Consider the following 26,793-nt stretch of genomic DNA (forward strand, 5'->3'; position numbering starts at 1 on the left):
TCAGTTTAAAACTGAAAATTTTAACTTGGCAAAGGTAAGGAATTATTTTTATTACTCCTTAATTCCTTCCAAATCCAACAAAAAGGCATAATCCATTGCAACTTCCTTCAGAGCTTCAAAACGCCCAGAAGCCCCGCCGTGACCAGCATCCATATTAGTTTGCAATAAAAGAATATTTTTGTCTGTTTTTAAATCTCTCAGCTTTGCAACCCATTTTGCTGGCTCATAATATTGTACTTGACTGTCGTGAAGCCCCGTTGTTACAAGCATATTTGGGTATGATTTTGCTTCAACATTATCGTATGGTGAATAACTTTTCATATAATTATAGGATTCAGCTTCGTTTGGATTTCCCCATTCGTCATATTCTCCTGTTGTTAGAGGGATTGAATCATCAAGCATTGTAGTAACAACATCTACAAAAGGAACCGAGGCGATAATACCGTTATAAAGTTCTGGAGCCATATTGGCAACGGCACCCATTAAAAGTCCGCCAGCAGAGCCTCCTGACGCGTAAAGATGCTCAGGAGAAGTGTATCCTTCGGCAATTAAATATTTTGAAGCATCAATAAAATCTGTAAACGTATTTTTCTTTTTCAGCAATTTTCCATCCTCATACCATTGTCTCCCCATATATTCACCACCGCGAATGTGTGCAATTACATATATGAAACCACGATCCAAAAGACTTAGTCGCACTGTTGAAAAGTATGGGTCAATGGTAGCTCCGTAAGAACCATAGCCATAAATTAACGTTGGATTTTTACCGTCTTTTTTTATTCCTTTTCTATAAATAACGGACATTGGAATTTTTGTTCCATCAGCTGCAGTTGCCCATAAACGCTCCGTTTCATAATTATCTTTATCAAATTTTCCACCTAAAACTTCGGTTTCCTTTAAAACTGTTTTCTCCTTAGTTTCCATATTAAAATCTAAAATGGAAGCTGGCGTATTCAATGAATTATAGCCATATCGAAGAATCTTAGTATCAAATTCTGGGTTTTGAGTTGTAAAAGCTGTGTAGGTTTCATTATTGAAAGGAAGGTAATAATCTTCGTTACCTTTCCACTTTTTGATTCGAATTTGTGTGAGACCATTACTTCGTTCACTTAAAACTAAATAGTCTTTAAAAATATCAATGTCTTCCAACAAAACATCAGTTCTATATGGAATCATATCCACCCAATTTTCTTTGGAAGTTTTTTCTTCCGAAGTTTTCATCAGTTTGAAATTGAGCGCTTTGTCCTTATTCGTCAGCACATACCAATTATTTCCATAATGCGAAATACTGTATTCCAATCCTCTTTCTCGTGGTTGAAAAATTTTGAATTCGCCCGTTGGATTATCGGCGTCTAAAAATCTATATTCTGAAGTGAGCGTGCTGTAGGAACCGATTACGATAAATTTTTTCGACTTCGTTTTGTAAACATAGGTGCCGAAAGTATCGTCTTCTTCAGTAAATATCAGCTCGTCTGTAATCGGGTCTGTACCTAAAGTATGACGGAAAATTCTATCTGCGCGAAGCGTGTTTTCATCTTTTCTTGTGTAAAAAAGCGTTTTATTGTCGCTACCCCAAGTTGCGCTGCCTGTTGTTAGTGGAATCCGTTCTGGATAAATTTCGCCTGTTTCCATATTTTTTATGAAGATGTCGTATTTTCTTCGGCTTAAAGTATCTACGCCGAAAGAAACTAATTTGTTGTCTTCGGAAACATTAAGGCCGGAAAGATTGTAATACGAATGATCTTTTGCCATTTCATTTACATCAAAAAGGATTTCTTCCGCAGCGTCCAATGAAACTTTTTTGCGAGTGTAAATTGGGTAATCCTTTCCTGTTTCGAAGCGAGTTATGTAAAAGTAACCGTTCAATTTATAAGGAACAGATTCATCATCTTCCTTTATTCGCGCCTTCATTTCTTCAAAAAGATCTTCTCTGAATTTTTTTGTATGAGCCGTAATTGTTTCGTAATACTTATTTTCTTCATTCAAATAATCAATTACTTTTTGGTCTTCTGGATTGTTGAGCCAGTAGTAATTATCAATTCGAACATCACCATTGGCTTTTAATTCTTTAGTGATTTTCTCGGCTTTCGGGGGAGTAATATTCATAATATCTGTTGAAGTTTCCTGCGCATTTATTGAAGCGGCAAAAATAAGGGAAGCAATTGAAAGGAACGCGAATTTTTTCATCATTGTATTATTTTTAAATAGTGATACAAAGTAGTAAATTTGCAGCAAAATAAAATTATAAAAATATGTTTGGAGATTTAATGGGAATGATGGGCAAACTTAAGGAAACCCAAGAAAAAGTAGAAGCTACAAAAAAACGATTGGATACAGTGCTTATTGATGAAGCCAGCAGCGACGGACTTCTAAAAATAACGCTTACCGCAAACCGAAAAATTAAAACCATCGAGATTGATGATAGTCTTTTGGAAGATAAAGAACAATTGGAAGATTATTTGATCTTGACGCTGAATAAAGCCATCGAAAAAGCAACCAATGTTCACGAAACTGAAGTTGCAGCTGTTGCTAAAGAAGGAATGCCAGACATTCCTGGAATGGATATGTTTAAATAAGAGAATGCTAAAATTATTATAAAAGCATCCAATTATTTTCAGAAAGTATTGTTTTTCACGATATTGGCGATAAATTTTTAAATAAACCTTAAACACCTAATTATTATGTTTGAACTTAAAAAAAGCGGTGATAAATTTCACTTTGTATTAAAAGCAAGCAATGGTCAAGTAATTCTTTCTAGCCAAATGTATGCGACCAAAGCTTCAGCAATGAACGGCATTGAATCAGTTCAGAAAAACTGCGGTAAAGACGATAGTTTTGAAATGAAAACTGCAAAAAATGGTAAAACTCACTTCAACATTAAAGCTACAAACGGTCAGATTATTGGCAGTAGCCAAATGTATGCTGCGGAAAGCGGTGCTAAAAACGGAATAGAGTCTGTGCGTAAAAATGCGCCAGGAGCTTCTGTTCAAGAAGTAGAATAAAGAAATTTATCTTTCAATAGAATCCTCGGTTCGCTGGGGATTTTTTTTGGATTATTTTTACTTCAAATAGAAAGGGATTGAACCCCTGTCCCCTAAAGGGGAGAAGCCAATTTATAATATCAGAATTCACGAATCACGAGTTAACAAATCCCGAATCACAAGAATGCAATTACTAAACAACTGGAGAATAATTATCCTTCTCTGTCTAACCCTCGGCCTAGCTCCTTTTCTCCCAGAACCACACATTTGGGGAAAACTGAAATGGATTGTCGGAGGTGCCGAAGGTATGCAAGCAGCAGACTGGTTTGATGTTTTGCTTCACGGTTTTCCTTTCATACTTTTGCTTAGATTGTTGATAGTGAAACTATTTCCTTCGAAAAAAAATTAACTAACGAAATTATTCACTTCATAAATTGGGCTGTGTATAACTAAGCGTTGCGAAACACGCCTGATTTCGCTATTTTTGTAAATATAAAACCTATTGTAATGCAGACAGACCCAAAGACAAACGGCGAGATTTCTTTTAACGATTTTAAAGAATCTGTGCTGAACGATTATAAAATAGCCGTAACCAGCCGCGAGTGTAGTCTATTGGGGCGTCGCGAAGTGCTTACAGGAAAAGCAAAGTTCGGAATTTTCGGCGACGGAAAAGAAGTGCCACAACTAGCTTGGGCCAAAGCATTCCAAAACGGCGACTGGCGCAGTGGTTACTACCGCGACCAGACCTTTATGATGGCAATTGGAAAGTTGACCATTGAACAATTTTTCGCAGGTCTTTACGGACATACAGATATAAAAGCAGATCCAATGAGCGCTGGAAGACAAATGGGCGGCCACTTTGCCACTCATAGTTTGAATGAAGATGGAAGTTGGAAAAACCTAACGCAACAAAAAAATAGTAGTGCAGATATTTCGCCTACAGCTGGTCAAATGCCACGTTTGTTGGGCTTAGCACAGGCTTCAAAAATATTTAGAAACGTAAAAGGAATTGAAGATAAAACCAATTTCTCCATCAATGGAAACGAGGTTGCTTGGGGAACCATTGGAAATGCTAGTACTAGTGAAGGACTTTTTTGGGAAACCATAAACGCTGCGGGAGTACTGCAAGTGCCGATGGTTATAAGTGTTTGGGATGATGAATATGGAATTTCCGTTCACGCAAAATACCAAACTACCAAAGAAAATATCTCTGAAGTATTAAAAGGTTTTCAACGCACTGAAGACGAAAACGGTTATGAAATTATTCGTGTAAACGGTTGGGATTACCCTGAACTTATTGACGTTTACAGCCGAGCATCAAAAATAGCTAGAGAAGAACACGTTCCGGTTTTGATTCACGTTCAAGAGTTAACTCAACCACAAGGCCATAGTACTAGCGGTTCTCACGAACGTTATAAAAGCAAAGAGCGTTTGGAGTGGGAAGTAGCAAACGACTGCAACGTAAAAATGCGCGAGTGGATGATTTCTAGTGAAATTGCTACTGAAGAAACCCTTTCAGAAATTGAAAAAGAAATAAAGAAAAAAGTACGCGATGGAAAAAAAGCTGCGTGGGAAGCTTTCGTTACACCTCAAAAAAAGGAACAAGAAGAAGCTGTTTTATTACTTGGAAACTTATCCGAAAACAGTGCCAACAAAAATTTCATTGAAAAACTAAAAAACGAACTTGCTGCTGAAAAAGAGCCGCTACGTAGAAATATAGTTGCTTCAGCCAGAAAAGCCTTAAGATATGTTGTTTGCGAAGATTCTTCTGAAAAGAAACAACTTCAGGATTGGATTACGAATTACTTCGAAACAATTCAACCTAAATACAGTGCGCATCTCTATTCCGAAGAGAAAGAGAACGCCAAAACCATTAAAGAAGTGCTTCCTTCCTACGCTAACGACGCCGAAGATGTTGATGGGCGTGTAATTATTCGCGATAATTTTGATGCTATTTTCACTAAACACCCTGAAGCTTTAATTTTTGGAGAAGATGCTGGCGAAATTGGCGACGTAAACCAAGGTTTGGAAGGAATGCAGGAAAAATACGGTAAACTAAGAGTTGCTGATGCAGGAATTCGCGAAGCTACCATTCTTGGTCAAGGAATTGGGATGGCCTTACGCGGACTGCGACCAATTGCTGAAATTCAGTATCTAGATTATATATTGTATTGCTTACAAATTATGAGCGATGATCTGGTAACCACGCGTTACCGAACCAACGGTACTCAAAAAGCACCATTGATTGTTAGAACTCGTGGACATCGTCTAGAAGGTATTTGGCATAGTGGTTCGCAAATGGGTGGTTTAATTCACCTTCTTCGTGGAATGTATATTCTTGTACCGCGAAATATGACTAAAGCAGCAGGTTTCTACAACACTTTGCTTGAAACAGACGAACCCGCCTTGGTTATTGAATGTCTTAACGGGTATCGTTTAAAAGAAAAAATGCCAAACAATCTTGGCGAAATTAAAACGCCAATAGGCGTAGTTGAAACCGTAAAAGAAGGAACAGACATCACTTTGGTTTCCTATGGAAGTACTTTAAGAATTGTAGAAGAAGCCGCAAAAGAGCTACAACAAGCTGGCATTGATGCTGAAGTTATTGACGTTCAATCGCTGCTTCCTTTGGATCTTAATCACGATATGGTGAAAAGTGTTGCAAAAACCAACAGACTTCTGGTTATAGATGAAGATGTTCCTGGCGGTGCTTCAGCATACATTTTGAACCAGATTATGGAAATTCAAGGTGGCTATAAATATATGGACAGTAAGCCACAGACGCTTGCAGCAAAGGCACATCGCCCACCTTATGGTACTGATGGCGATTATTTCAGCAAACCTTCTTCAGAAGATATTTACGAGAAAGTTTATGAAATTATGCACGAAGCAAATCCGTCGGAATTTCCGAAGCTTCGCTAGTTAAAATTTCAAAATTAAAAAAACGCATTGTTTAGAGATATATTCACAGTTCGTTTTTTTGATGTATATAAGTCAGTAAAAACTACTCACCTTCCTCTTCCGTTTTTGTTCCTTGCGGCTTAAAATCTACTGGATAGGTATTGTCATCAGGAACGACGGGAAGTTCAGATTCTAAAGTCATTTTCTTGTTGAAAAGCTTTTGATATAGTTCCCGAAACGTATTGAAATCTACGGAGTATGAAATTCCGGTTCCTTGTTCAAAAATCTGGTCCTCGCCAATAAACTGTAGATCTGCCTGTCGGTTAAAGAATTTCATACGAAGGCTTCCATCTTCATTTATTAGCCATTGCACCTCAATATCGCCCGCTACAGCAGTTTCATTTGCACCTCCAACGGGAACACCCACTTTTCCATTAATTAGAATACGCTCGTTAATTTGAGTGGAAAGCGTAAGCCCAACGCGATCTGCGGTTTCCTGATTTGGAGTTCTATTACCAACGGAATAGTCCAAACCAATCTTGAATTTACCATCCTGATCTGCAAATAAATTATTTACCAGTCCTGAAACCCTATCGGCCACCGTTCCTGCAAAAGCGTTGGAACCACCGTAGTTGTCATTCACAAAAGATCCAGTTGCCAATAGGAATATGGCTTGTTGCTGCTTCTGCTCTTCATTTTGGAGTTTGTATTGTAACTCACTTTTCAAAGTAGAACTTACTCTTGGAAAATCAATATCAAATTTAAGTTCGGGTTGCGCAAGTTCGCCATTTAATCCAACAAAAACTTCAACTGGAATTTTTGTGTTTATGGAAGGATTATCCAGCAGTATCGAAGGATTAGCCTCCGTTTTATAAACAGCACTAAGATTTAGGTTTGCCTTTTCTGGAGCGCCGTCCCACGTTATATTTCCGCCGGGAACTACGCCAATATTCTTTTGAATTACACCTCCATATCTAAAATCAAATTCTCCTTCAAACACCTGAAAATCACCATACATTTGGAACTTTCCGTTTGTATTTATTTCAATAAGAAGAATTCCCGCCCCGCGACCTTTTAAAGTGGAATTGTTCACTTTATCCACTACCACTTCCACTTCCGCGTTTTTGTTGATGTCTAAGTCAAAATTGAGAGATAATCCTTTTGAATCGTTTGGATCGATAATTTCGCCATTTATACGAGCTTCTTTTTCTTTTGGCGAAAGGAAATGCACGAAAGAATCATCACTAATAGATTCTGTATCGCTAATAGGAATTTTAAAAGTTGTTCCTTTTTCAGTGGTCGCATCCACATTTATAACCAATTCATCAATTGGGCCTTCAATATCTGCTTGTCCGCTTATAAAAGCTGTTCCGTAATATAAAGCGTCCTCGTCTGGTGGCGTGTCTAACACTAAGAGTCTGTCCGGCGCTTCTATATGTAGGTTCAATTCCCAGCTTCCGAAATTATTGTGCGTCGCATTTCCGTAGAAAATACCAGTGGTTTCATATTTCGTATCTGTAATATCGGTGCGGCTGATTTCCAGTTTATTTTTGGTCACAATAACCTGAGCATTGTTTTCAATATCGAAATCAGTGTTTAAATAAGGAACTTTCAATCCACTATTTTCAAGTGAAAAACGTCCCAAAATATCTGGGGATTTGTAATTACCAGAAACTTTTGCATTTCCTGTTATAAGTCCACGAATATCGGTTATTACGTCACCACCAAACAGACTGAAGGCTTGCATGTTGAATTGATTAAGATCCACATTAAGCTGTATTTGCGGGTTTTTTGCGGAAACATCTATCTCACCAACAGCGTTTATTGACTTCACATTATTGTTCGTGAGTGAAGTATTTATTCTGTATTTGGTGAGATCTTCATTACCGTCAATTTTCAAATCTAAATTACCAAACGGAATTTCGTTGATATTTACATCATCAATGGTAACGGAACTGTTGGGATAATATGCTCCGTTTTTCTGAATAAAATCAAACCTTCCGTTCATATTTCCCTTTAGACGAAGGCTGTCAATATCTGGCGTAACGTCGCCAATATTTACATCTTTAAAACGTACTTTTAAATCTTTGTAGGTAGAATCACGAAGCACTCCCGCCATTTGAATCAATTGTTCATTGTGGCTTAGCACCAAGGAATCTATTCGGACTTCGTTAAAATTATCATCGAAAACTACTTTGTTTAGACGATTGTTCTTTTCATTTAGATACCAAACGTTGCCTTTATAGGTTATGTCTGATCGTTTTACACCAATAACAGATTTCCCTTTTGGATTAATTGTGTGATACAATGAAAGATTGAAAAGGTCTTCTTTCTTCGTTCCTCCTTTAAATTCTGAACGTATATACATAGTATCGTTCAAGGTTTTATTAATGATGTTCAAATCCTTCAAATTATAAAAACCTGTATAAACTGAATCTGCCGATATATATGTGTTATACAGTGGATTATCATTATCAACCTGAACGTTAAGTTTGCTTATGTAATTATCCAAAATAATTACTTCTGGCGAACGGAAATTGAGTTCAAACTTCGATTCATCTGACGAAACAGAACCCTTTATACGCGTGTTGTCCCCGAGCTTTAATTGTGGTACAAACACATCTACAATTTTATTGTAAACTACAAATTCATAATCAATGTACTGATTGGTGGTCACTTCCTGAGGAATGTAATTGGCGTAAATACTCGCAATTCCGTTTTGAAAAAGATTGGGAATATCTTCAATTAAAAATTCTCCTGAAATCTTCCCGTTTATAATGTCTGGTGAATTTATTTCGATAGTTCGTTTAGGACCGTCAAAAGTGGAAGTTACTGTGAAATCATCAAAATAGAAGTTATCGCGTTCGTTTTGGTAAAAAGTTTGGCTGAAATTGATAGTTCCCACAACATCATCAATAGTTTTACCGTCCATATCAACAACCACTTTTCCTGTGAAAACGGAGATACTATCTCGCTTTATAAGATTTAATTGGTTTAATTCAGCAAATTCAACATCCGCCTCAAAATCTAGATGATTTGTTTCAGCCGAAGCATCAATCAACCCTTTAAACTGAAGTTTTAAATTAGGATCATCAATAGAAAGTTCTCCATTGAATAATGGATTTTTCAAATTCCCCGAAACAACGATGTTTTGGTAATTATAACCTTCAAAATCAAAAGAAGAAACCGTTCCAGAAACCTCAGTATTCACGGTGTTTTTATCAAAACCACGACCATCAAAATCAAGATTTGCCGTCATTCTTCCAAGGGAAGTTGTTCTGGCTATTTTTCCAAGATTAAAATCTTTTAAGACTACATTACCTTTGTAATAAGCATTATCAATATTGTTGATGTTACCCATCTTCAAATCTACTATAGCTTGGCCAATTCCGCTGTGCAAATTGCTTTTTGTATTTAACTCATTACCAATTATAGTAGTGTTTCCGGATAGATTGAAACTTCCTAGCTCCTTCAATTCAACAGGAACCACATTGCCTAAAACTCGTGGCATAAACCTTCTTAAGTCATAATAGTTTGTTGATATGTTGTGGTTTTTGGCAGTTATAGCATACTCTTTATCTGTGTCCAAAATATTCTGAAAAGCGTAATCTCCACGGATATCTGTATCGCCAGTTTGAAGTCTTAAATTGTTTGCCGTAAAATTATTTAAAGTTCCTTGAAGCTCCGTATCCAACAAAATCAGCTGATCTGGGCCAAATTCGTTGTAAAAAGCATTTAGATCGTTTGTTGCTACATTTGAATCTTTCAAATTGGCGGTAATTACCACATCATTTATAAAATCAACAAATCCACTTTTTGAATAATCCAAATCCACATCACCAATAATATGCGATTCTGTGGTTTCCAGATTCATATCTTTCAAGGTAATATTCGTTTCAGTATATGAAAAATCTGTTTTTAAATTCTTAATAGTAATGCCTCGTGCCGCTACTAAAGAAAGTTCTTTAATGTTGGCGTACACATTTACGTCATCAATTTTAAAATTATCTGCAACAAGATTCACATCATTCAATATGAAAACATTGGGGTTTTCAAGATTGTCGTTCGTAATTTTAACAATACTATTCGTTAATTGAACATCATTACTAAAAAGTGAAAAAGGAGCTGTTTTTGGTTTGCCTGTATCAAACTTTTTGGAGAAAATGGAAAGGTTGTCAGATTCTTCGCCTTTGTAGGTTCTAACGTAGAGTTTGGCCTGATCTAGCGTAATATCTCCAAAACCTAGCTCTCCTTTTATCAAATTCTGAAAGCTGATGATATTCGTTTGAACTTCCTTGCTATAAATCAAAGTATCTTGATGATGATCTGCAATATAAACTTCGCGGATGTCAACTTCGCCTTTCCAATTGAGGCCTAGACGTTTAATATTGATGTCAGTTCCGTAAGTTTCGTTGAGATTGGTGGTCACCTTTTTTGCAGCCCAAGTCTGGACGGAAGGAATAGAAAAAATAATTATTATAAGTACGAGCAGCAATACAATGATTACGAAGGTGCGAACTATTATTTTCCGAAGTTTTTTGATACGCTTTTAAAGTTTTAATTTTACACCCAATAAATATACCTCTTTTGCTTTGACACAAAAAAACTGCTACATTCTCGGTATTGAATCTTCCTGCGACGACACTGCTGCAGCCGTAATCAACAACGGCGAAATCCTTAGCAATGTTGTTGCCACACAGGCAATTCACGAACAATATGGCGGGGTGGTTCCCGAGCTTGCTTCGCGTGCACATCAACAAAATATTGTTCCCGTTGTGCACCAAGCGTTGCGCACGGCAAATATCGACAAAAATCAGTTATCTGCTATTGCTTTTACGCGCGGACCTGGCTTAATGGGTTCGCTCCTTGTAGGCACCTCATTTTCAAAATCTTTGGCGATGGGTTTGGGCATTCCGTTGATAGATGTAAACCATATGCAGGCACATATTTTGGCACATTTTATTAAAGCCGAAGAACAGACCGCGCCAAACTTCCCTTTTTTGGCGATGACCATTAGCGGTGGTCATACACAGATTGTAAAAGTGACCGATTATTTTGAAATGGAAATAATAGGCCAAACCATAGATGATGCCGTTGGCGAAGCATTTGATAAAAGTGCAAAAATACTCGGACTCCCCTATCCTGGTGGTCCTTTGGTGGATAAGTACGCCCAACAAGGAAACCCAAAAGCTTTCAAATTTCCAAAACCAAAAGTGAATCCGTTGGATTTTAGTTTTAGTGGGTTGAAGACTTCGGTGCTTTATTTTGTTGAAAAGGAAGTAGCCAAAAACTCAGATTTTATTGCTGAAAACATAGAAGATATTTGTGCAAGCCTTCAGTTTACAATCGTCGATTATTTAATGGACAAGCTGAAAAACGCAGTAAAGAAAACAGGTATAAAAGAAATAGCTATTGGCGGCGGAGTTTCAGCAAACAGTGGTATTCGCACCGCTTTAAAAGAAGCTGAAACTAAATACGGCTGGACAACTCACATCCCAAAATTTGAGTTTTGTACAGATAATGCGGCAATGATCGCCATTGTGGGTGAGTTGAAATTTAAAGATGGAAGTTTTGCCGAGAGTGATGTTGTGGCTTCTGCGCGGATGAAGTTTTGAGCGAGTTTTCAATATAAAAATATAACTGAAGTAAATGCAACTTTTCTACAATCCAAACATTTCAAATAATTCAAAAGAAGTAACTTTTGATAAAGAAGAAAGCCGCCATATCGTAAAAGTTTTACGAATGAAGGATGGCGATGATTTCAAAATAACAAATGGCAAAGGTTCTTTTTTTAATGCTGAAATTACAAATGCAAACCCAAAAGGATGTTTGGTGAAAATTATTTCTGAAGAAATTCAGCCACCAATGTCCTATCAGCTTCACTTGGCGGTTGCACCAACTAAGTTAAATGATCGCTACGAATGGTTTTTGGAGAAAGCCACAGAGATTGGTATTTCAGAAATCACACCAATTATTTGCGCCCACAGCGAACGAAAAACTATAAAACCAGATCGCTACGAGAAAATCTTGCAAAGTGCCATGAAGCAATCGCTTAAAGCCTATTTGCCAGTTTTGAATGAAGCAGTTTCATTTAAGGATTTTATAAATTCAGAAAAGAGTTCCGAAGGTTTAAAGTGTATCGCACATTGCGAAGAAACCGATAAAAAATCCTTGAAATCAGTTATAAATAAAAATCAGAAAATTACAATTCTTATCGGCCCCGAAGGCGATTTTTCTTCTGAAGAAATTGAACTTGCAAAAATGTCGGGGTATATTCCAGTAACTCTAGGCGAGAGCCGCTTGCGAACGGAAACCGCGGCGATAGTAGCTTGCCATAGCGTGGCTTTTAAAAATGAATAAAACCTAACAGATTTCAATTTTTTAGCCTAAGCCTCAAAATTGGAGGATAAACCTGTTAGGCCTTACTTATATTTTTTGCTGTGTAGCAGCGGTAATGTCAAAGTTTTTGGATTGGGTAAAACCAATTAAAGTAAGTGGATCTCCATTTTCTACCAAACCTGGAATTATGATGCTTCCTCTTCCTTCGGTTTCGGTCAATGGAATTTCCAACTGTTCTACCACAATATTTACACTGGAAAGCTTTCTCCCACTATTTTCACCGCGTTTCACATTAGTTTCTTTTTTTTCGATAGCAAGGGCAACTTTTAAATCTTTTCCGGAAATAGTACCTTCTATTTTATAGTTAAAGGTAATTTGGTCCCCGTTCTGTTTTACGTTAGAAAGAAGGATTGTATTTTCAGCATTCAATTTTAGAAACTTTGAGAGATAACCATTCATTTTTGCTTCACTTGAACCCACAAAATGAACATCGCCATTTACCACTGCTTGAGGCGTATAAACATTTGAACCGCCAAATTTTCCACTGTAACTGTACTGCATATCTGAAAAATCCTTTTTGCTGAAAACGTCTTTCCAACCCAAACGGTTCCAATAATCAACGTGATAGGAAAGCACAAAAACGTTTTTACCTTCATATTCCTTCTCTACTTTTTCCAGAAGCACATCGGCGCTGGGACAACTGCTGCAACCTTGTGAAGTGAAAAGCTGAACAATGGCAAAAGGTTTATTTCCTGAAATTTTCGTGTTTTTTTCTACCGTTCCCAAGGATTTATCGGATTCATTATTGAAAAAACACATTCCAAAAAGAAGAGGAAAAATGAGCAGTTGTGCTAGACTTTTCATATAAATGATTTGGCAAGTTTGTCTGCTAGTTTTCTAAAAACTTACAAATCTATATTTTTCGAAAATTGTTTATCATATTTATTCTTTCTGAATTTGTACTTTTGAAAATCTATGCGGAAAACACTTTTTACTATCCTATGTTTTGCTTTCATCGGTAGCATTTCAGCCCAAGAAATCGCCCTATTGCAATATGGCGGCGGTGGCGATTGGTATGCAAATCCTACTTCGCTACCCAATTTGACGAAATTCTGTAATGAACATATAAACACCGCAATAAAAGCCAAACCAGCAACAGTAACACCTGGAAGCGTGGATATTTTCGATTATCCCTTTGTATATATGACGGGCCACGGAAACGTTTTCTTTTCTTCCGAAGAAGCTGAAAACCTTAGAAATTACTTGATGAGCGGCGGTTTTCTTCATATAGACGACAACTACGGAATGGACGAATATATCCGGAAAGAAATCGTAAAAATATTTCCGAATAAAGAATTGAAAGAGCTTCCAGCCAATTATCCAATGTTTAGTTATTTCTACAAATTTCCACAGGGAATGCCCAAAATTCACGAACACGATGGCGGACCGCCACTGTCGTTTGGAATATTTGTGGATGACAGATTGGTTCTGCTCTACACTTTTGAAACAGATTTAGGCGATGGTTGGGAAAACCCAGAAGTTCATAACGATCCGCAGGAAGTTAGGCTTAAAGCTTTGCAAATGGGTGCAAATATTGTTAAGTACGTTTTTGAAAATTAAGTTATGAGATTGAGTTATTACTGTAAATCCTGCAATAAAAAGAACTATCTAAAAACGAAGGCTACCAATAGATTTAAACTTCAAACGGAGGTTGGTGATGAAATTAACAACCGTTGCTCACACTGTGGAACGCTTGAGAAAAAACACATCAATCGTTTATTTGCTCAACCCTCTATATTTATAGGCTTATTTTCACTCGCATTAGGTATGTTGCTAACTGGCACAATCTTTATGTTCGGTTTTATTGCCATACTTTCTATTACAATTCCAATCTGGATTTATTTTGACTCCTTTAAAAAGGCTAGTAATTTTAACAAAGTGATGATTTCACGGAAATAAATTCCTTCTGTCAACTGTCATCCAACATCAAGCACAGTTAACAAAATTTTCATTTTTCGCAACTCGAAATATAGTATATTTACGTCGTGAAGATCACCGCAAAAGCAATAACCCTCGGTATTTTAAGAGCACTAGCAGTAATGCTGGGCATTTTCGTTTTAGTTTGGTTTTTGTATAAAATCCAGGCGCTCATACTCTACATAGGCTTAGCTCTTGTTCTTTCTTTAATTGGGCTTCCGGTTGTACTTTTTTTAAGAAGAAGATTTAAATTCGGGAATACACTGTCTTCAGTTGTAACGCTTCTCTTGATCATTTTCACTTTCAGTTTAGTTCTCAAAATCTTTGTACCCATTGTTATTGAACAAGGCAAACACATTTCCCAAATAGATTTTGAACAGGTAAAACGTGATTTGAACGAGCTAAACGTTCAAGCCAGCGATTATTTGGGTGTGGATCATTTTCAGTTGGTTGAAGCAATAAAACGCTCTTCTTACGTCCAAAATGCAAATGTGGAAATCATTCCAAGTTTTATTGATATTTTCTTCAGTAATATTGGAAGCACTGTTGTTGGAATCTTTTCGGTTTTATTTATTTCCTTCTTTCTTTTGAAAGACGAATACTTGTTAGCTCGTGCTGTTTTATCTTTTGCGAAAAATGAGAATGAACAAAAATTTAAACGCATATTGATTAAAATCAAGGAATTACTTTCTAGATATTTCATTGGTTTGTTGCTTCAAATTTTCATTCTGGCTCTTTTTTATTCAGTATTGCTACTTTATTTAGATGTCACAGATGCTGTAGCAGTTGCCTTAATTTGTGCTTTCCTGAATATCGTACCTTATCTTGGACCGCTAATCGGCTGGGGACTTATGTTGCTCGTAATTGTCTCCAATAACCTTGGTGCAGATTTTTCCTCAGGACTTTTACCACTATTGATAATTGCTTCTATAGGCTATGCAATTGCACAGCTATTTGATAATTTTATATCACAACCTGTTATTTTTGGACATAGTGTTCGCTCCCATCCTCTTGAAATTTTTCTATCCATTTTAGTTGGAGGCTATCTTTTTGGGATTCCAGGTATGATACTTGCTGTTCCTACTTATACTGCCTTAAAGGTAATTGCTCAAGAATTTCTTTCTGAATATAAGGTAGTGAAACGTCTTACAAAAAATTTGTAAAGTTGTTTAATAAAGCTCTCTTAAATTCGGAAGTACAAGGTTTTATCAGAAATTTTGAAGGTGAATTATCTAAACTTGCTTTCGCAGGAAGTCCTTTTGAAGAAATTTCGGTTCAAGAGTTAATGCAACAAATTGAAAGCCGAAAAAAGACTGAAAAGAAGTTGCCAACGTGGTTTAAAACACCAAATATTTTATATCCTCCAAAACTAAATCTAGAACAAACTTCTTCCGAAATAACCGCGAAATACAAGGCTTCGTTAGTAAAAGGTAAATCGTTTGCAGATATAACTGGTGGATTTGGGGTTGACAGTTTTTTCTTTGCTGAAAAATTTTCGAGCGTTCATCATTTCGAAACAAACGAAACGCTTTCAGAAATCGCAAAGCACAATTTTGAAGTCTTTAAAAGGCAAGTAACTTGTTCCTCAGAAGATGGCTTAAAAGCTGTTTTAAAGACAAATTGCGATGTGATTTACGCAGATCCTTCACGTCGCCACGACAGTAAAGGGAAAGTTTTCTTTTTAAAAGATTGTCAGCCCAATATACCCGAGAATATTTCTGAACTATTAAACCAATGCAATCAATTTCTTCTGAAAACTTCACCTATGCTGGATATTTCAATAGGGTTGAATGAGTTGAAACACGTTTCAGAGATTCACATTGTTGCGGTTGAAAATGAAGTGAAAGAACTACTGTGGTTGCTACAAAAAGATGCTTCGAATTCGCCAAAAATCAAGACAATCAATTTCACAAAAACTGAGAATGAGACCTTTGATTTCAATTTAAATGAAACCACTGCAGCAAATTACAGCTTGCCACAAAAATATTTATTTGAACCTAATGCCGCCATTTTAAAAAGTGGCGCTTTTGATTTAGTTTCAGAAAAATTAAAAGTGAATAAACTTCATAAAAACACACATTTATACACAAAGGACACTTTGATAGATTTCCCCGGAAGACGTTTTAGGATTGAAGAAACAGTTCCTTACACTAAATCTGAAACGCGTTCAGCCATCAAATTAAAAAAGGCAAATGTTGCCACCCGAAACTTTCCTGAATCCGTGGAAGCACTTCGCAAAAAATGGAAACTTTCTGATGGCGGGAATGTTTATTTATTTTTTGTGACCAATTTGGAGGATAAGAAGGTAATGTTGGTGTGTTCTAAGATTTAAAACGATTTTTTCTGAATTATTTTACATGGCATTTACTTGATTTTAATGACTTTAAAATTTATCTAAAAAAAAGACTATTTTTTGTTTGCGTTATTACAATTGAAAACTTACATTTGCAACCGCATTTTAGGGTGTTAAGTTCATACAAAAACTGGAGAGGTGCCGGAGTGGTAACGGAGCAGATTGCTAATCTGTCGACGGGTAACCGTCGCCAGGGTTCGAGTCCCTGTCTCTCCGCATTATAGAGTTTATAAAAACTCCAAAATTACAGTGAATAATATTTATTGCTGTTCACGGGGTGTAGCGTAGCCCGGTTATCGCGCCTGCTTTGGGAGCAGGAGGTCGCAGGTTCGAATCCTGCCACCCCGACAAAAAGCCGGACAATTTAAATTGTTCGGCTTTTTTATTTTTAATAGTCGTATAGCTATCGGGAGGATAGAGCACTACAATTAACAATTGAAAGGTTCTATGATAATTAAGAATAAAATTATAGCAATAATGGTCGCATAGCTCAGCTGGATAGAGCACCTGCCTTCTAAGCAGGCGGTCGAAGGTTCGAATCCTTCTGCGATCACAGATAATCCCCTACCAAGGGGATTTTTTGTTTTTAGTAATTCTATTGATTAATCTTAATTAATATGGTGCTATTAATTTCAATCATACAATTGTCTTTTTTCGCATTTTGAATTAGTTTTGAAACTATCTCTTTTGAAACCTTGAGTTCTTCCAAGCGTGTCTTATACTTTTCGGGGTTTCCTATATTGCGCACTTCAAGACTAAAAATCTGACGATTATTAAAGCGAATCTTATCTCCAATAATTGAAAATAATATTTCTGTAGCCTCGTCTGGGGTAAATTCTCCTTTTATTAAATCTACTATTGCCTCTTTATTCATCAATTTATTTTTTATTTCTTCTTACAAATATGAAGATGTTTTGTCATATATTTTTATTTATATTTACTATGCAATCAATAAAATTATTTTATGAATTATACACTGAATCAGCTCAATATATTTTTGAAAATAACAGAATTTAAAAGTATTACCAAAGCCGCTGAAGCCCTTTACTTAACTCAGCCTGCGGTATCTATTCAACTTAAAAATTTCCAGGATCAGTTTGAAATTCCTTTAACAGAAGTGATTGGAAGGCAACTTTATGTGACTAATTTTGGTGAAGAAATTGCAGAAGCTGCCAAACGTATTTTAGCAGAAGTGGAAACAATGAAGCACAAAGGCCCTGCTTTCAAAGGCCAACTTACTGGAAGATTGACAATTGCCGTTGTTTCTACGGGAAAATATGTGATGCCCTTTTTTCTCTCTTCATTTTTAAAGCAGCATAATGGAGTAGATCTTGTAATGGACGTTACAAATCGCTATCAAGTTTTGGAGTCTCTTGAAAAAAACGAAGTAGATTTTGCGTTGGTTTCGGTTTTACCAGACAACTTAAAAGTTGAGAAAATAACCCTTATGGAAAATAAATTATTTCTCGTGGCAAACCCAGAATTAGCCAAACCAATTTTAAAAGATAAAAGAAAAACGTTCGAAAATTTACCGTGGATTTATCGGGAGGAAGGCTCTGCAACACGCCAATCTATGGAAAGATTTATTGCCAATAAACAGATTAAAATTTATAAAAAAACACAACTCACCTCCAACGAAGCCGTTAAGCAAGCAGTTTTAGCTGGTCTGGGATTTAGCATTATGCCTTTAATTGGCTTAAAAAATGAATTGAATAAAAACGAAATAGAAATTGTTCCTGTAAAAGGTCTTCCCATAAAAACTGCTTGGAATTTAATATGGTTAAAAGGGAAGAAATTTTCTCCCGCTGCCCTAGCCTACTTAGACTTTTTAACAAATAATATTGACGAGGTTATAAATACTAATTATAAGTGGCTGGAAGACTACTAATTAAAATAATATTAAGGGTTACAATAATCGCAAAACGTGGGATCCTGAAAATGTGTGCCAAGCTTGTTTCGCTCACAACTAAAATTACATTTTTGGCATGAATAAACATATGTCTTCACTCCTTTGGTAGGCAAATTGCATAACTGACAGCGTAAGCCGCGCAATGCTTGGATTATGGAAAAGCCTGGAGCATTACACTCTGGACAAAGAGAATTTATAGTATCTAACAAGTTTTTCGTAGCCAAACCTATTGCAAGCATTCGGGTTGAGTTATTCATTGCCCGCATATCGGTTTCTGCGTTAATCGTCTTGCCCTTATCCAATAATTCCAAAACCTTTTTTTTTAATAAAATGAAATCCTTAAAATCCTTATAAATATTTTCTGAATTATCTTTATCTACTTCCTTTAAAATAATTCCATGTTCAGGGAAACCGATATGTTCCGTAAACTCTGCTAAATCATTTAAATTTTCAACTTTTTGATGATTGAAATTGGTCTTCTCAGTAAAATGGCGCCCTATAATTTCGAAGTTATTTTCTAAATCTATAAAAACTACCAACTCCTCGTTTCCAGTAATAAATGGACTCTCTGGATGTGGCCCGAAAGAACCTTCACTCGCTATCGCCAACGTTTCTTTGCAGTCTAAAAGTGCCGCGAAAGCTTTTGCGCGAGCGGTTTCCAAGGGGCTTTTAACGCGTTTAATTTCGCCACTAAAAGTGCCAAATTGATCCGTGTTAAATCCCTTCGGTACTATACATTTCATTGTGAATTCAGCTTCTAGCAAGGGTGCAATTACTTTTTCCTTAGAATGCATAGTGGCTATTACCACTCGCCTATTTTTAAAAATTTGAAAACCCCTATATTTTTTCATTCAAAAAATGATTATTTTAAACCGCAGTCGCAACTTCAACTTTATTTAAAACCTCGTCCTTTTTAGTGTTCACGTCAAAAGATAGTACAGGATTCCATATCATTCCTTTTGAATATCTTTTGATACGGTTACAATCCTTTGGATCCATTACCATTAAATAAATCCATTCATTGTTCATTAAACTTTTCAAATTTTCATTCTTATTTAAAATATTTTCAATATTCTCAATCGGCGCTTGTATAATCACTGATAATCGCAATGGTTGATGGTACATTTCAGTATCGCTTTGTTTTACGGATTCTAACGGAAGACCTGTTTTTAAATCACCACCGTTACCTTGAACCACTCCATATTTCCCGGTTATATTATGCGTTATTTTTGAACCACCCCCAAAAGTTTCATTATCAACAGTTGAAAAGTAATAGTGACTGTTAATCCATTGAGTAACCACCATCGGGCCTTGCATTATTGCTTCCAGCGCGGCGCCTTCTAAATCTTGCTCCCAATTATAGGAATGTAAAAAATAACGACCATCGAGGTTTAGATTTTTCGTCAATGAACGTGGTGCGATAAGAAAACTTGAATTTTTGGCAAGTCCCCATTCTGGTCTGGTTTCAGACCAATTATTTGCGTTGCGCTGTGCCTGCGATATACTTTTTTTGGTGTTATTAAGACGTTCTGCTGTAGCATTTTCTTGTGCTTTGGCGAGGTTAGCCTTTATCTTTTGCAATGCTTTATTCTGAATGTTTGGAATGTCGGCATCAAAGATTACAATTTCATCCGTTGTTGTGTTGTGCTCGGCTCCAATAAAAACGGTGTCCGGTGGAATTTCAATTGCATATTTCTCCATTAAGGTTTTACGCACATCTTCCAAATTGGCCAATTTGGCAAACATTCTCGCATTGTGTCTTCCTGGACTCGCGGCACACGCGCCACAATCTAAACTGGAACCAAAAGGATTGTTTGCAGTATGGCTTCCGTGGCCTACAAAAAGTACTACCGGTGCAAAGGTTTTCCATCCTGTAAGGTCAAACGCTCCTTTTACTATTGCAACTTTTTCATCCAATGGAATATCAAGATGTTCGTGGTTTTCTTCGGAACACTTGTTTATTTTTGGTTGGTATATTCCTTCGTAATCGGTTGCTTTCAAATTAATTTTTCGGTAATTATAGCCTGAAAATAATGTTCTACCAACTAACGAAAAACCGTAAAAAATACCAGAACCTTCCACATAACCAAAAGCTGATGGAAGCATATTCTTTAGCCTTCGAAAGAAATATTCGTTAAAATTTTTCATTTGAATTTTTTTGGCAAATTTTTCAGCTTGTTCAGTTTTGCTTTTCTGTGGAATTTCTGAAACAATATAAGCCGATCCTAAAATTGGCGGACACGATTTGCGAACAAGACCGTCATTTTCGTTTTTATAATCCATCGCAATTCCGAAGAAACCTGCATAACCGAAGGTTTCGTAGTTACCCACGTTTTCAATATGCCTTCTCATCGATTCCGAACGGGTGTCGATGCAAAGTGCGAATTGTGCATCGGGAATTTGTTTGTTGGAAATTTTAGATTTTAATTTAATGTTGTTTTTTTCTAACGTATTCGCCATTTGTTTCTGCCAACTAGCTTCCCAAGCTTTTAACCAAAGAAGACGAAGCGCTACGGTTTTTAATTGTTCTCTAGAAGAAGTATTATTCGGAAGAAACGCTACCCCTAATTGTTTCGCAATAAAAAGTCTTACGGCCAAGTAGTCCAGCAAGGTTATTGGATATTCTTTATGCCAAGCCGTATGGTTTTCATTTCTGTGCTTTATATAGCCCGTCCAACCCGGAAGTGCTGCCAAATGATGTTTGAATATTGCTAGATTTTCCTCTTGTGAACAATCTTTCAGCAAACTTTCAAGTGCTTCAGCCGCTGTTGACGGTATTTCGTTAGTATTTCGAACTTTTATTTCAGAATCATATTTTGCCAATTTTCTCCAGGAATTATAGAATCCATCGCTTTTATTCGGCATTTCCCACTCCGCCAATCCTTCGTCCATGAAGGCAGCGAGCCATTTTGAAACAATTCGATCGAGATTTGAATCGTGGTTTCTTTTAGCAGTAACTGTTTCAATCTCCATTTGCTTTAAGGATTCCGAAGGCGTAATTTCAAATCCGTTTTCTTTCAGCAAATTGGCTACCTCGCTTTCTTGAATTTCATTGTTTTGCAAAGCTTGACGATACAAAGAAACTTCTGGAAAAGATCTTGCTCCAAAAAGAGTTTCTGCTTGGTTTACTGCTTCAGAAAAATGATTCTTTTCAAACCCAACCAACGGATTGGAAGTTACAAAAGAATAAAGTGGCCATGTGATTCCTACAATTTCTGAAGCTTCATTAAGACTTTGCTGCAATTTTGAATTAATCATAAAGATTTTTTATTTGAAGTTAAAATAGATTTTTTATAAGGTTGTGAGTCATTCAACAGTTTTGCATAAAGCCAAGGCCATCTTCTGTAAATACCCAGTTTCATTATGAAGAAACCGATTAGAAAAATGATTCCAAATATTATATGTGTGGCAGAAATTGGCAAAGCTGCATCGACCATCGGCATAGTTCCCATTAAAAATGTCACCGCATTGTAGAGTAATGCATAGAGAATTATACCCACTGTAAAAAGTAATATTGGATAAATTATTTTTTGAAAAGAATTGAAAATTTCCTGTTTCACAATATTATAGGTTACTTGTCCAACGGTTATTGCAACAATGAGGGTTAAGATAATTCCACTGTCCATAGAAGTGCTTTTTCCCGTGAGATAAGAAAAAAGCACCGCACCAATAGCTCCAAAGATTAGAACTACCAAGGCCTGTACTGGTGTGATTACTATTTTATATGGCTTAACGGGATTGGTGTTTTTAATTTCCTCTCCCGCTGAAAGAAATAAATATGCTTTATAAAACCCGTGTAAAATAAGGTGTGCAACGGCTGCATTAAAGAAACCTAAGCCACACTGCATTATCATAAATCCCATCTGGGCAATTGTGGAACAAGCTAATTTTTGCTTCACATTTACTTGCAACAGTTTTGTAAACTGTGCGGTTACAGCAGTAATTCCTCCAATTATAAAAAGAAGCGTAAAGGTATGTGATTCAAAAAATAAGGTAGAAAAAAATGCAAGTAGAATTCCTGCACCATTTACAAATCCAGCGTGCATAAGTGCAGAAGCAGGTGTAGGAGAAGTCATTGCCGATAGCAACCAGCGCTGAAATGGATACATAGCTGATTGTATTATCGCTGCCATAATTATAAAGATGGCTGCCATTACAGTTATATAGGTTGGAAGTGAACTAAGGTTTTGAATTATGCCATCTATATAATACATATTTGTTTGTGTTGCCAATAGCAGCAATCCTGCTCCAAGAAAAAAAGTACCCAGTAAAAAGAATTTTTGGGCATATCTGGCTGCTTCCCTAGCTTCAGCCCAAGATTTGTTTATCCCGATTAGTTTGGCCATAAAGATTCCCATAAACAACCAAGAACTTACAAAGAGAAGTATGTGGTTGGACATTAGTAAAAGCATTACGGAGAATAAAAAACCTAAACTGTTTATTGTAAAACTTAGATGATACGTAAAACCATTTAAATAATTCCGTGCATAAGTACTTACAATGGCGCTAAAAAATGTTACGGTTGTCCAGATTAAAATGGTAAAACCATTTATTTTAAAAATATCGTTCCATTGCCACAAAATAGTATTAGGTAAGTAATATAGAATTGTGAAGAGATTTGTGAAAAACAGAACCCAGAGAAAGATGGGAACGATTGTGTAAATTTTAGAAAGATGAAATGATTTTTGTTTTGGAAGCGTTTGTTTTAAATTTGATTGATTCAGGATGGCCTGCATAATTTTCAAAGTTTTTAAAAATTCAAATTTTCACGCTGATAACTATTTATCAACGGGACAAATGTCCAAAAACCTTTTCATTAATTTTTATTTATATTTTATATCATATACATAAAATATTTTAATGCATTAAAACTAATGCATTGTGTGAAGGGTTCATTTAGCTAAATGAGATATTTTAAAGTCAGATATAATAATTTGAAGGAGAATAACTTAATTATAAGCTTATTCAGGATATTCTACTCGTAGATGATAGATATTATTAAGTTTCTTTTTTAGCACTTTTTTGATGGTCTCAATTTCTTTGAAGGTAATATTGGCATTCAGAAACTGCCCTTGCGCCATTTGATTGTTGATTATCTTTTCAACAAATTCATCTATAATTGAAGATGAAGGTTCCTTTAAACTCTTACTAGCAGCCTCCACGCTGTCTGCCATCATCAAAATCGCTGTTTCTTTGGAAAAAGGTATCGGACCAGGATAAATAAAATCTTCCTTGTTTGCCGCTCCTTGCTGATCCCGCTCCTTTTTATAGAAATAGTAAACCAAACTAGTTCCGTGATGGGTTCTTATAAAATCAATAACTCGGTCTGGAAGATTGTTTTTTCGAGCAATTTCAATTCCCTTTATTACGTGATCTATAATTATTTTGGCACTTTCTTTTGGATCAAGTTCGTTGTGAGTGTTGATGGAATTCGCCTGATTTTCAGTAAACATAGTTGGATTCAGCATTTTACCAACATCGTGATAAAGCGCTCCTACCCTAACCAGCATACTGTTGGCGCCAATTTCGTTTGCTGCGGCTTCGGCTAGATTAGCTACGTTTAGGGAATGGTGAAAAGTTCCTGGAGCTTTGTTTGAAAGTTCTTTCAGCAATTTTGAATTGGTATCACTCAATTCCAACAAGGAAACATCTGAAACCAAACCGAAGATTTTTTCATAAAAATAAATCAGCGGATGTGCAAACAAGGTCGCCAAACCACAAAGAATGAAGTATTGAAAATTCTGCCATTCCATTGTTTGTATGTTTCCTTCCTGAATTACAAAGAAGGCGAAATAACCAAGAATGTATATTAACGTTATTTGTCCTACTGAGATAAAAAGGTTCGCTCTTTTGTACAATTCTGAAACGGTAAGAATAGTAACAATCCCAGCTATAAACTGCAGGAACATATATTCAAAACTATTAGGAACAATGAATCCAAGAAGTAAAATCGTTAAAACGTGTACAAATAGCCCAACTCGCGGGTCGAAAAATGCTTTCAGAATTAGAGGTAAAATACAAATGGGCACTACATATACATAATCCGCATGCACTCTAAGCACCACAGTTGTAAGGAAAACCATCAAAAAGATGTTAAAAAATATAAAAGTAACTTTGGTATTATTGTTATAAATTTCTGGTCTGTAATTTCTTAGAAAAAGAAAAAGCATCAAAAACACTAGCGAAACCAACATCGAATAGCCCACTAAAAGCCACAAATAATTGTTTTTGCTCCAAATCTGACTATCAAATTCTGCTTTCAAGGATTCTAATATTTGAAACTTATCGCCTTCTACAACTTCTCCTTTCGCGATAATACGCCCGCCTTTTTCAATGACGCCACGGTTAGGGTTAAGTGCTTTTATCTCAGCATCTATCCCCGATTCTGTTAACTTTGAATTCAACTTTACGTTAGATTCAAACACTTCATTTAATATACTATACAGAAGCACTTGAACGTCTTCAACTTTATTCTTTTCAACTAATTCGCGTACCTTTTTATTTAAGTTTTCCTTTTTGAAGAGTTGTGAATAGTTACGTTCTGCTATTTCGTTTCCATTTTTTAAATAGATGAGTTTATCACCATCATAGGAATGAATTTCGTCAGTAACACCGTTTTTATAGGTTTCAGCAATAAAGGAGACTCCCAATCTTTCAACAGTTCTTTCTGGAGTTTTGTAGAGACTGTCTATGTATTTCATTTCAAGATTGCTTCGGAAATTTTCAGAAACAATTCCCTCCACATCACTGTCATATTCAAAATAAGGTATCGCATTGGCGCGTATTTCTTCGCGCTCCTTTTTCAGTGTATCTTCGTTTTTCTTAATAGTGAAACTGAAAGGCGCATACAAATTTTCATACTGCCAAGGCTTTCCTTTCTGAAAATTATACTTAAACTGCCCACCCTTCGGTAGGAGATAAATAACTAAAAGTGTGGAAATTATGAAAAGAAAAACCTTATAAATAAGAGATTGGTTTTTTGCGAACAATGATAAAAGGTTCTTCATAAAATGATTACTTGGAGTAAAGGTATAAATAAGGAACGAGTTATCCCAAAACCAATACCTACAAAGATTGATTTTTAAGATGGAAATCCGTAATTTCGCAGTCCTTATTTCAAATTAAAAAACAGTAGCATGAGTAATAAAGTAGTTATAGTATCTGCAGTAAGAACACCTATAGGAAGTTTTATGGGAAGCCTTTCATCACTTACCGCAACCCAATTGGGCTCTGCAGCGATTAAAGGAGCTTTAGCAAAAATAAACCTTGATCCTTCTTTGGTTCAGGAAGTTTTTATGGGCAATGTGGTTCAGGCTGGCGTGGGCCAAGCTCCTGCAAGACAAGCCGCTCTTGGCGCTGGGTTATCAGACTCCGTTCCTGCTACAACTATTAATAAAGTGTGCGCTTCTGGTATGAAAGCCGTTATGCAAGCCGCGCAAACAATTGCCCTTGGCGATGCAGATATCGTAGTTGCTGGCGGAATGGAAAGTATGAGTAACATTCCACACTATGTGCATATGCGCAACGGAACAAAATTTGGTCCAGCTACTTTAATTGATGGTATGCAAAAAGATGGTTTGGTAGATGCTTACGACCATAATGCGATGGGAACCTGCGCAGATCTTTGTGCTACAGAATATAATTTTTCTCGTGAAGACCAAGATGCTTACGCAGTAAAGTCTTACGAACGCTCTGCAAAAGCTTGGGCTGATGGAAAGTTTGACGAAGAAGTAATTTCAGTTGAAGTTCCACAACGTCGTGGCGAACCTGTTATAGTTTCCGAAGATGAAGAATATAAAAACGTAAAAATGGACAAGATTTCTTCTTTACGTCCTGCTTTCACAAAAGATGGAACCGTAACTGCTGCCAACGCTTCCACAATTAATGATGGTGCTGGTGCAATGATTTTAATGAGTGAAGCGAAAGCGAAAGAATTAGGACTAACTCCATTGGCATATATTAAAGGTTATGCAGATGCTGCACAGGAACCAAAATGGTTTACTACAGCTCCAGCTAAAGCACTTCCAAAGGCAATTGCGAAAGCTGGGATTGATATAAAAGATGTTGATTATTTTGAATTTAACGAAGCTTTTTCAGTAGTTGGTCTTGCCAACATGAAAATTTTGGGATTGAATGACAGTAACGTTAACGTAAATGGTGGAGCCGTTTCTTTAGGCCATCCACTTGGTTGCAGCGGCGTTCGAATTTTGATTACACTTCTAAATGTATTGAAACAAAACGATGCTAAAATTGGTGCCGCAGCAATCTGTAATGGCGGTGGTGGTGCTTCTGCAATGGTAATTGAAAGAATCTAAACCGTATATTCTCAAATT

At 36.4% G+C, this 26,793-nt stretch carries 20 protein-coding genes and 3 tRNA genes; 15 read left to right on the top strand and 8 right to left on the bottom strand.

The features are described from left to right. Window positions 1–51 precede the first annotated feature (51 nt). On the bottom strand, window positions 52–2,187 hold the full coding sequence (locus AEQSU_RS13905; RefSeq protein ID WP_042492071.1) for a S9 family peptidase: 2,136 nt from the start codon (window positions 2,185–2,187) through the stop codon (window positions 52–54). Between the two features lie 65 nt (window positions 2,188–2,252). Here AEQSU_RS13905 and AEQSU_RS13910 point away from each other — a divergent pair, with 65 nt between their 5' ends. From AEQSU_RS13910 to AEQSU_RS13925, 4 genes are all read left to right on the top strand, one after another. Continuing rightward, window positions 2,253–2,576: a YbaB/EbfC family nucleoid-associated protein gene (locus tag AEQSU_RS13910; protein WP_014783515.1), complete on the top strand. Its 324-nt coding sequence runs from the start codon at window positions 2,253–2,255 to the stop codon at window positions 2,574–2,576. A gap of 105 nt (window positions 2,577–2,681) precedes the next feature. Beyond that, on the top strand, window positions 2,682–3,002 hold the full coding sequence (locus tag AEQSU_RS13915; protein WP_014783516.1) for a YegP family protein: 321 nt from the start codon (window positions 2,682–2,684) through the stop codon (window positions 3,000–3,002). Between the two features lie 163 nt (window positions 3,003–3,165). After that, a complete protein-coding gene (locus tag AEQSU_RS13920) occupies window positions 3,166–3,390 on the top strand; it encodes a hypothetical protein (protein WP_014783517.1) in 225 nt (74 codons plus the stop codon). Window positions 3,391–3,488: 98 nt separating this feature from the next. Further along, window positions 3,489–5,903 (top strand): alpha-ketoacid dehydrogenase subunit alpha/beta, encoded by a 2,415-nt coding sequence (locus tag AEQSU_RS13925; RefSeq protein ID WP_014783518.1) that lies wholly within the window; start codon window positions 3,489–3,491, stop codon window positions 5,901–5,903. A gap of 82 nt (window positions 5,904–5,985) precedes the next feature. Here AEQSU_RS13925 and AEQSU_RS13930 read toward each other — a convergent pair whose 3' ends face one another. After that, on the bottom strand, window positions 5,986–10,311 hold the full coding sequence (locus tag AEQSU_RS13930; protein WP_157429288.1) for a translocation/assembly module TamB domain-containing protein: 4,326 nt from the start codon (window positions 10,309–10,311) through the stop codon (window positions 5,986–5,988). A 163-nt stretch (window positions 10,312–10,474) separates the two neighbouring features. Between AEQSU_RS13930 and tsaD the strand changes: the two genes are divergently transcribed. Together tsaD and AEQSU_RS13940 are read left to right on the top strand one after the other, a co-directional pair. Further along, complete coding sequence (tsaD, locus tag AEQSU_RS13935) at window positions 10,475–11,497, top strand: tRNA (adenosine(37)-N6)-threonylcarbamoyltransferase complex transferase subunit TsaD (protein ID WP_014783520.1); 1,023 nt, start codon at window positions 10,475–10,477, stop codon at window positions 11,495–11,497. Window positions 11,498–11,531: 34 nt separating this feature from the next. Further along, window positions 11,532–12,242 carry a 16S rRNA (uracil(1498)-N(3))-methyltransferase gene (locus tag AEQSU_RS13940; protein ID WP_014783521.1) on the top strand — a complete coding sequence of 237 codons (711 nt, stop codon included), beginning with the start codon at window positions 11,532–11,534 and terminating at the stop codon, window positions 12,240–12,242. Window positions 12,243–12,308: 66 nt separating this feature from the next. Here AEQSU_RS13940 and AEQSU_RS13945 read toward each other — a convergent pair whose 3' ends face one another. Next, window positions 12,309–13,085 (bottom strand): DUF1223 domain-containing protein, encoded by a 777-nt coding sequence (locus AEQSU_RS13945; RefSeq protein ID WP_014783522.1) that lies wholly within the window; start codon window positions 13,083–13,085, stop codon window positions 12,309–12,311. A gap of 111 nt (window positions 13,086–13,196) precedes the next feature. Between AEQSU_RS13945 and AEQSU_RS13950 the strand changes: the two genes are divergently transcribed. The 7 genes from AEQSU_RS13950 (at window position 13,197) to AEQSU_RS13980 (ending at window position 17,104) form a co-directional block, all read left to right on the top strand. After that, on the top strand, window positions 13,197–13,841 hold the full coding sequence (locus tag AEQSU_RS13950; RefSeq protein WP_014783523.1) for a DUF4159 domain-containing protein: 645 nt from the start codon (window positions 13,197–13,199) through the stop codon (window positions 13,839–13,841). A gap of 3 nt (window positions 13,842–13,844) precedes the next feature. Continuing rightward, window positions 13,845–14,180, top strand: coding sequence for a hypothetical protein (locus tag AEQSU_RS13955; RefSeq protein WP_014783524.1), 336 nt, complete (start codon window positions 13,845–13,847; stop codon window positions 14,178–14,180). Window positions 14,181–14,266: 86 nt separating this feature from the next. After that, on the top strand, window positions 14,267–15,361 hold the full coding sequence (locus tag AEQSU_RS13960) for an AI-2E family transporter (RefSeq protein ID WP_342626244.1): 1,095 nt from the start codon (window positions 14,267–14,269) through the stop codon (window positions 15,359–15,361). Between the two features lie 2 nt (window positions 15,362–15,363). After that, window positions 15,364–16,530 (top strand): THUMP-like domain-containing protein, encoded by a 1,167-nt coding sequence (locus AEQSU_RS13965; RefSeq protein WP_014783526.1) that lies wholly within the window; start codon window positions 15,364–15,366, stop codon window positions 16,528–16,530. A 153-nt stretch (window positions 16,531–16,683) separates the two neighbouring features. Further along, a tRNA-Ser gene (locus tag AEQSU_RS13970) sits at window positions 16,684–16,767 on the top strand. 57 nt (window positions 16,768–16,824) lie between these two features. Beyond that, window positions 16,825–16,899 (top strand) — tRNA-Pro (locus AEQSU_RS13975). Window positions 16,900–17,030: 131 nt separating this feature from the next. Next, window positions 17,031–17,104 (top strand) — tRNA-Arg (locus AEQSU_RS13980). A 42-nt stretch (window positions 17,105–17,146) separates the two neighbouring features. On the opposite strand, the gene AEQSU_RS13985 is transcribed toward AEQSU_RS13980, so the two are convergent. Continuing rightward, on the bottom strand, window positions 17,147–17,425 hold the full coding sequence (locus AEQSU_RS13985; RefSeq protein WP_014783527.1) for a hypothetical protein: 279 nt from the start codon (window positions 17,423–17,425) through the stop codon (window positions 17,147–17,149). Window positions 17,426–17,515: 90 nt separating this feature from the next. Here AEQSU_RS13985 and AEQSU_RS13990 point away from each other — a divergent pair, with 90 nt between their 5' ends. Continuing rightward, window positions 17,516–18,439, top strand: a complete 924-nt coding sequence (locus tag AEQSU_RS13990; protein ID WP_014783528.1) for a LysR substrate-binding domain-containing protein — start codon at window positions 17,516–17,518, stop codon at window positions 18,437–18,439. An 11-nt stretch (window positions 18,440–18,450) separates the two neighbouring features. Here the strand turns inward: AEQSU_RS13990 and AEQSU_RS13995 are convergent, their stop codons facing one another. From AEQSU_RS13995 to AEQSU_RS14010, 4 genes are all read right to left on the bottom strand, one after another. Beyond that, a complete protein-coding gene (locus AEQSU_RS13995) occupies window positions 18,451–19,311 on the bottom strand; it encodes a DUF6671 family protein (protein ID WP_014783529.1) in 861 nt (286 codons plus the stop codon). Window positions 19,312–19,327: 16 nt separating this feature from the next. Next, window positions 19,328–21,718: a DUF2309 domain-containing protein gene (locus AEQSU_RS14000; RefSeq protein ID WP_014783530.1), complete on the bottom strand. Its 2,391-nt coding sequence runs from the start codon at window positions 21,716–21,718 to the stop codon at window positions 19,328–19,330. Further along, window positions 21,715–23,196 (bottom strand): proton-conducting transporter transmembrane domain-containing protein, encoded by a 1,482-nt coding sequence (locus AEQSU_RS14005; protein WP_014783531.1) that lies wholly within the window; start codon window positions 23,194–23,196, stop codon window positions 21,715–21,717. The genes AEQSU_RS14000 and AEQSU_RS14005 overlap by 4 nt, the downstream gene beginning before the upstream one ends. 225 nt (window positions 23,197–23,421) lie before the next feature. Beyond that, window positions 23,422–25,467, bottom strand: a complete 2,046-nt coding sequence (locus AEQSU_RS14010) for an HD family phosphohydrolase (RefSeq protein WP_014783532.1) — start codon at window positions 25,465–25,467, stop codon at window positions 23,422–23,424. 129 nt (window positions 25,468–25,596) lie between these two features. On the opposite strand from AEQSU_RS14010, the gene AEQSU_RS14015 reads away from it, so the two are divergent. Continuing rightward, window positions 25,597–26,775, top strand: a complete 1,179-nt coding sequence (locus AEQSU_RS14015) for an acetyl-CoA C-acyltransferase (protein WP_014783533.1) — start codon at window positions 25,597–25,599, stop codon at window positions 26,773–26,775. Window positions 26,776–26,793 lie beyond the last annotated feature (18 nt).

The organism is Aequorivita sublithincola DSM 14238 (assembly GCF_000265385.1).
Taxonomy (GTDB): Bacteria; Bacteroidota; Bacteroidia; order Flavobacteriales; family Flavobacteriaceae; genus Aequorivita; species Aequorivita sublithincola.

Coding starts and splice junctions, on each gene's coding strand:
- AEQSU_RS13905 (WP_042492071.1), bottom strand. CDS start 2,187: ATGAAAAAATTCGCGTTCCTTTCAATTGCTTCCCTTATTTTTGCCGCT.
- AEQSU_RS13910 (WP_014783515.1), top strand. CDS start 2,253: ATGTTTGGAGATTTAATGGGAATGATGGGCAAACTTAAGGAAACCCAA.
- AEQSU_RS13915 (WP_014783516.1), top strand. CDS start 2,682: ATGTTTGAACTTAAAAAAAGCGGTGATAAATTTCACTTTGTATTAAAA.
- AEQSU_RS13920 (WP_014783517.1), top strand. CDS start 3,166: ATGCAATTACTAAACAACTGGAGAATAATTATCCTTCTCTGTCTAACC.
- AEQSU_RS13925 (WP_014783518.1), top strand. CDS start 3,489: ATGCAGACAGACCCAAAGACAAACGGCGAGATTTCTTTTAACGATTTT.
- AEQSU_RS13940 (WP_014783521.1), top strand. CDS start 11,532: ATGCAACTTTTCTACAATCCAAACATTTCAAATAATTCAAAAGAAGTA.
- AEQSU_RS13945 (WP_014783522.1), bottom strand. CDS start 13,085: ATGAAAAGTCTAGCACAACTGCTCATTTTTCCTCTTCTTTTTGGAATG.
- AEQSU_RS13950 (WP_014783523.1), top strand. CDS start 13,197: ATGCGGAAAACACTTTTTACTATCCTATGTTTTGCTTTCATCGGTAGC.
- AEQSU_RS13955 (WP_014783524.1), top strand. CDS start 13,845: ATGAGATTGAGTTATTACTGTAAATCCTGCAATAAAAAGAACTATCTA.
- AEQSU_RS13985 (WP_014783527.1), bottom strand. CDS start 17,425: ATGAATAAAGAGGCAATAGTAGATTTAATAAAAGGAGAATTTACCCCA.
- AEQSU_RS13990 (WP_014783528.1), top strand. CDS start 17,516: ATGAATTATACACTGAATCAGCTCAATATATTTTTGAAAATAACAGAA.
- AEQSU_RS13995 (WP_014783529.1), bottom strand. CDS start 19,311: ATGAAAAAATATAGGGGTTTTCAAATTTTTAAAAATAGGCGAGTGGTA.
- AEQSU_RS14000 (WP_014783530.1), bottom strand. CDS start 21,718: ATGATTAATTCAAAATTGCAGCAAAGTCTTAATGAAGCTTCAGAAATT.
- AEQSU_RS14005 (WP_014783531.1), bottom strand. CDS start 23,196: ATGCAGGCCATCCTGAATCAATCAAATTTAAAACAAACGCTTCCAAAA.
- AEQSU_RS14010 (WP_014783532.1), bottom strand. CDS start 25,467: ATGAAGAACCTTTTATCATTGTTCGCAAAAAACCAATCTCTTATTTAT.
- AEQSU_RS14015 (WP_014783533.1), top strand. CDS start 25,597: ATGAGTAATAAAGTAGTTATAGTATCTGCAGTAAGAACACCTATAGGA.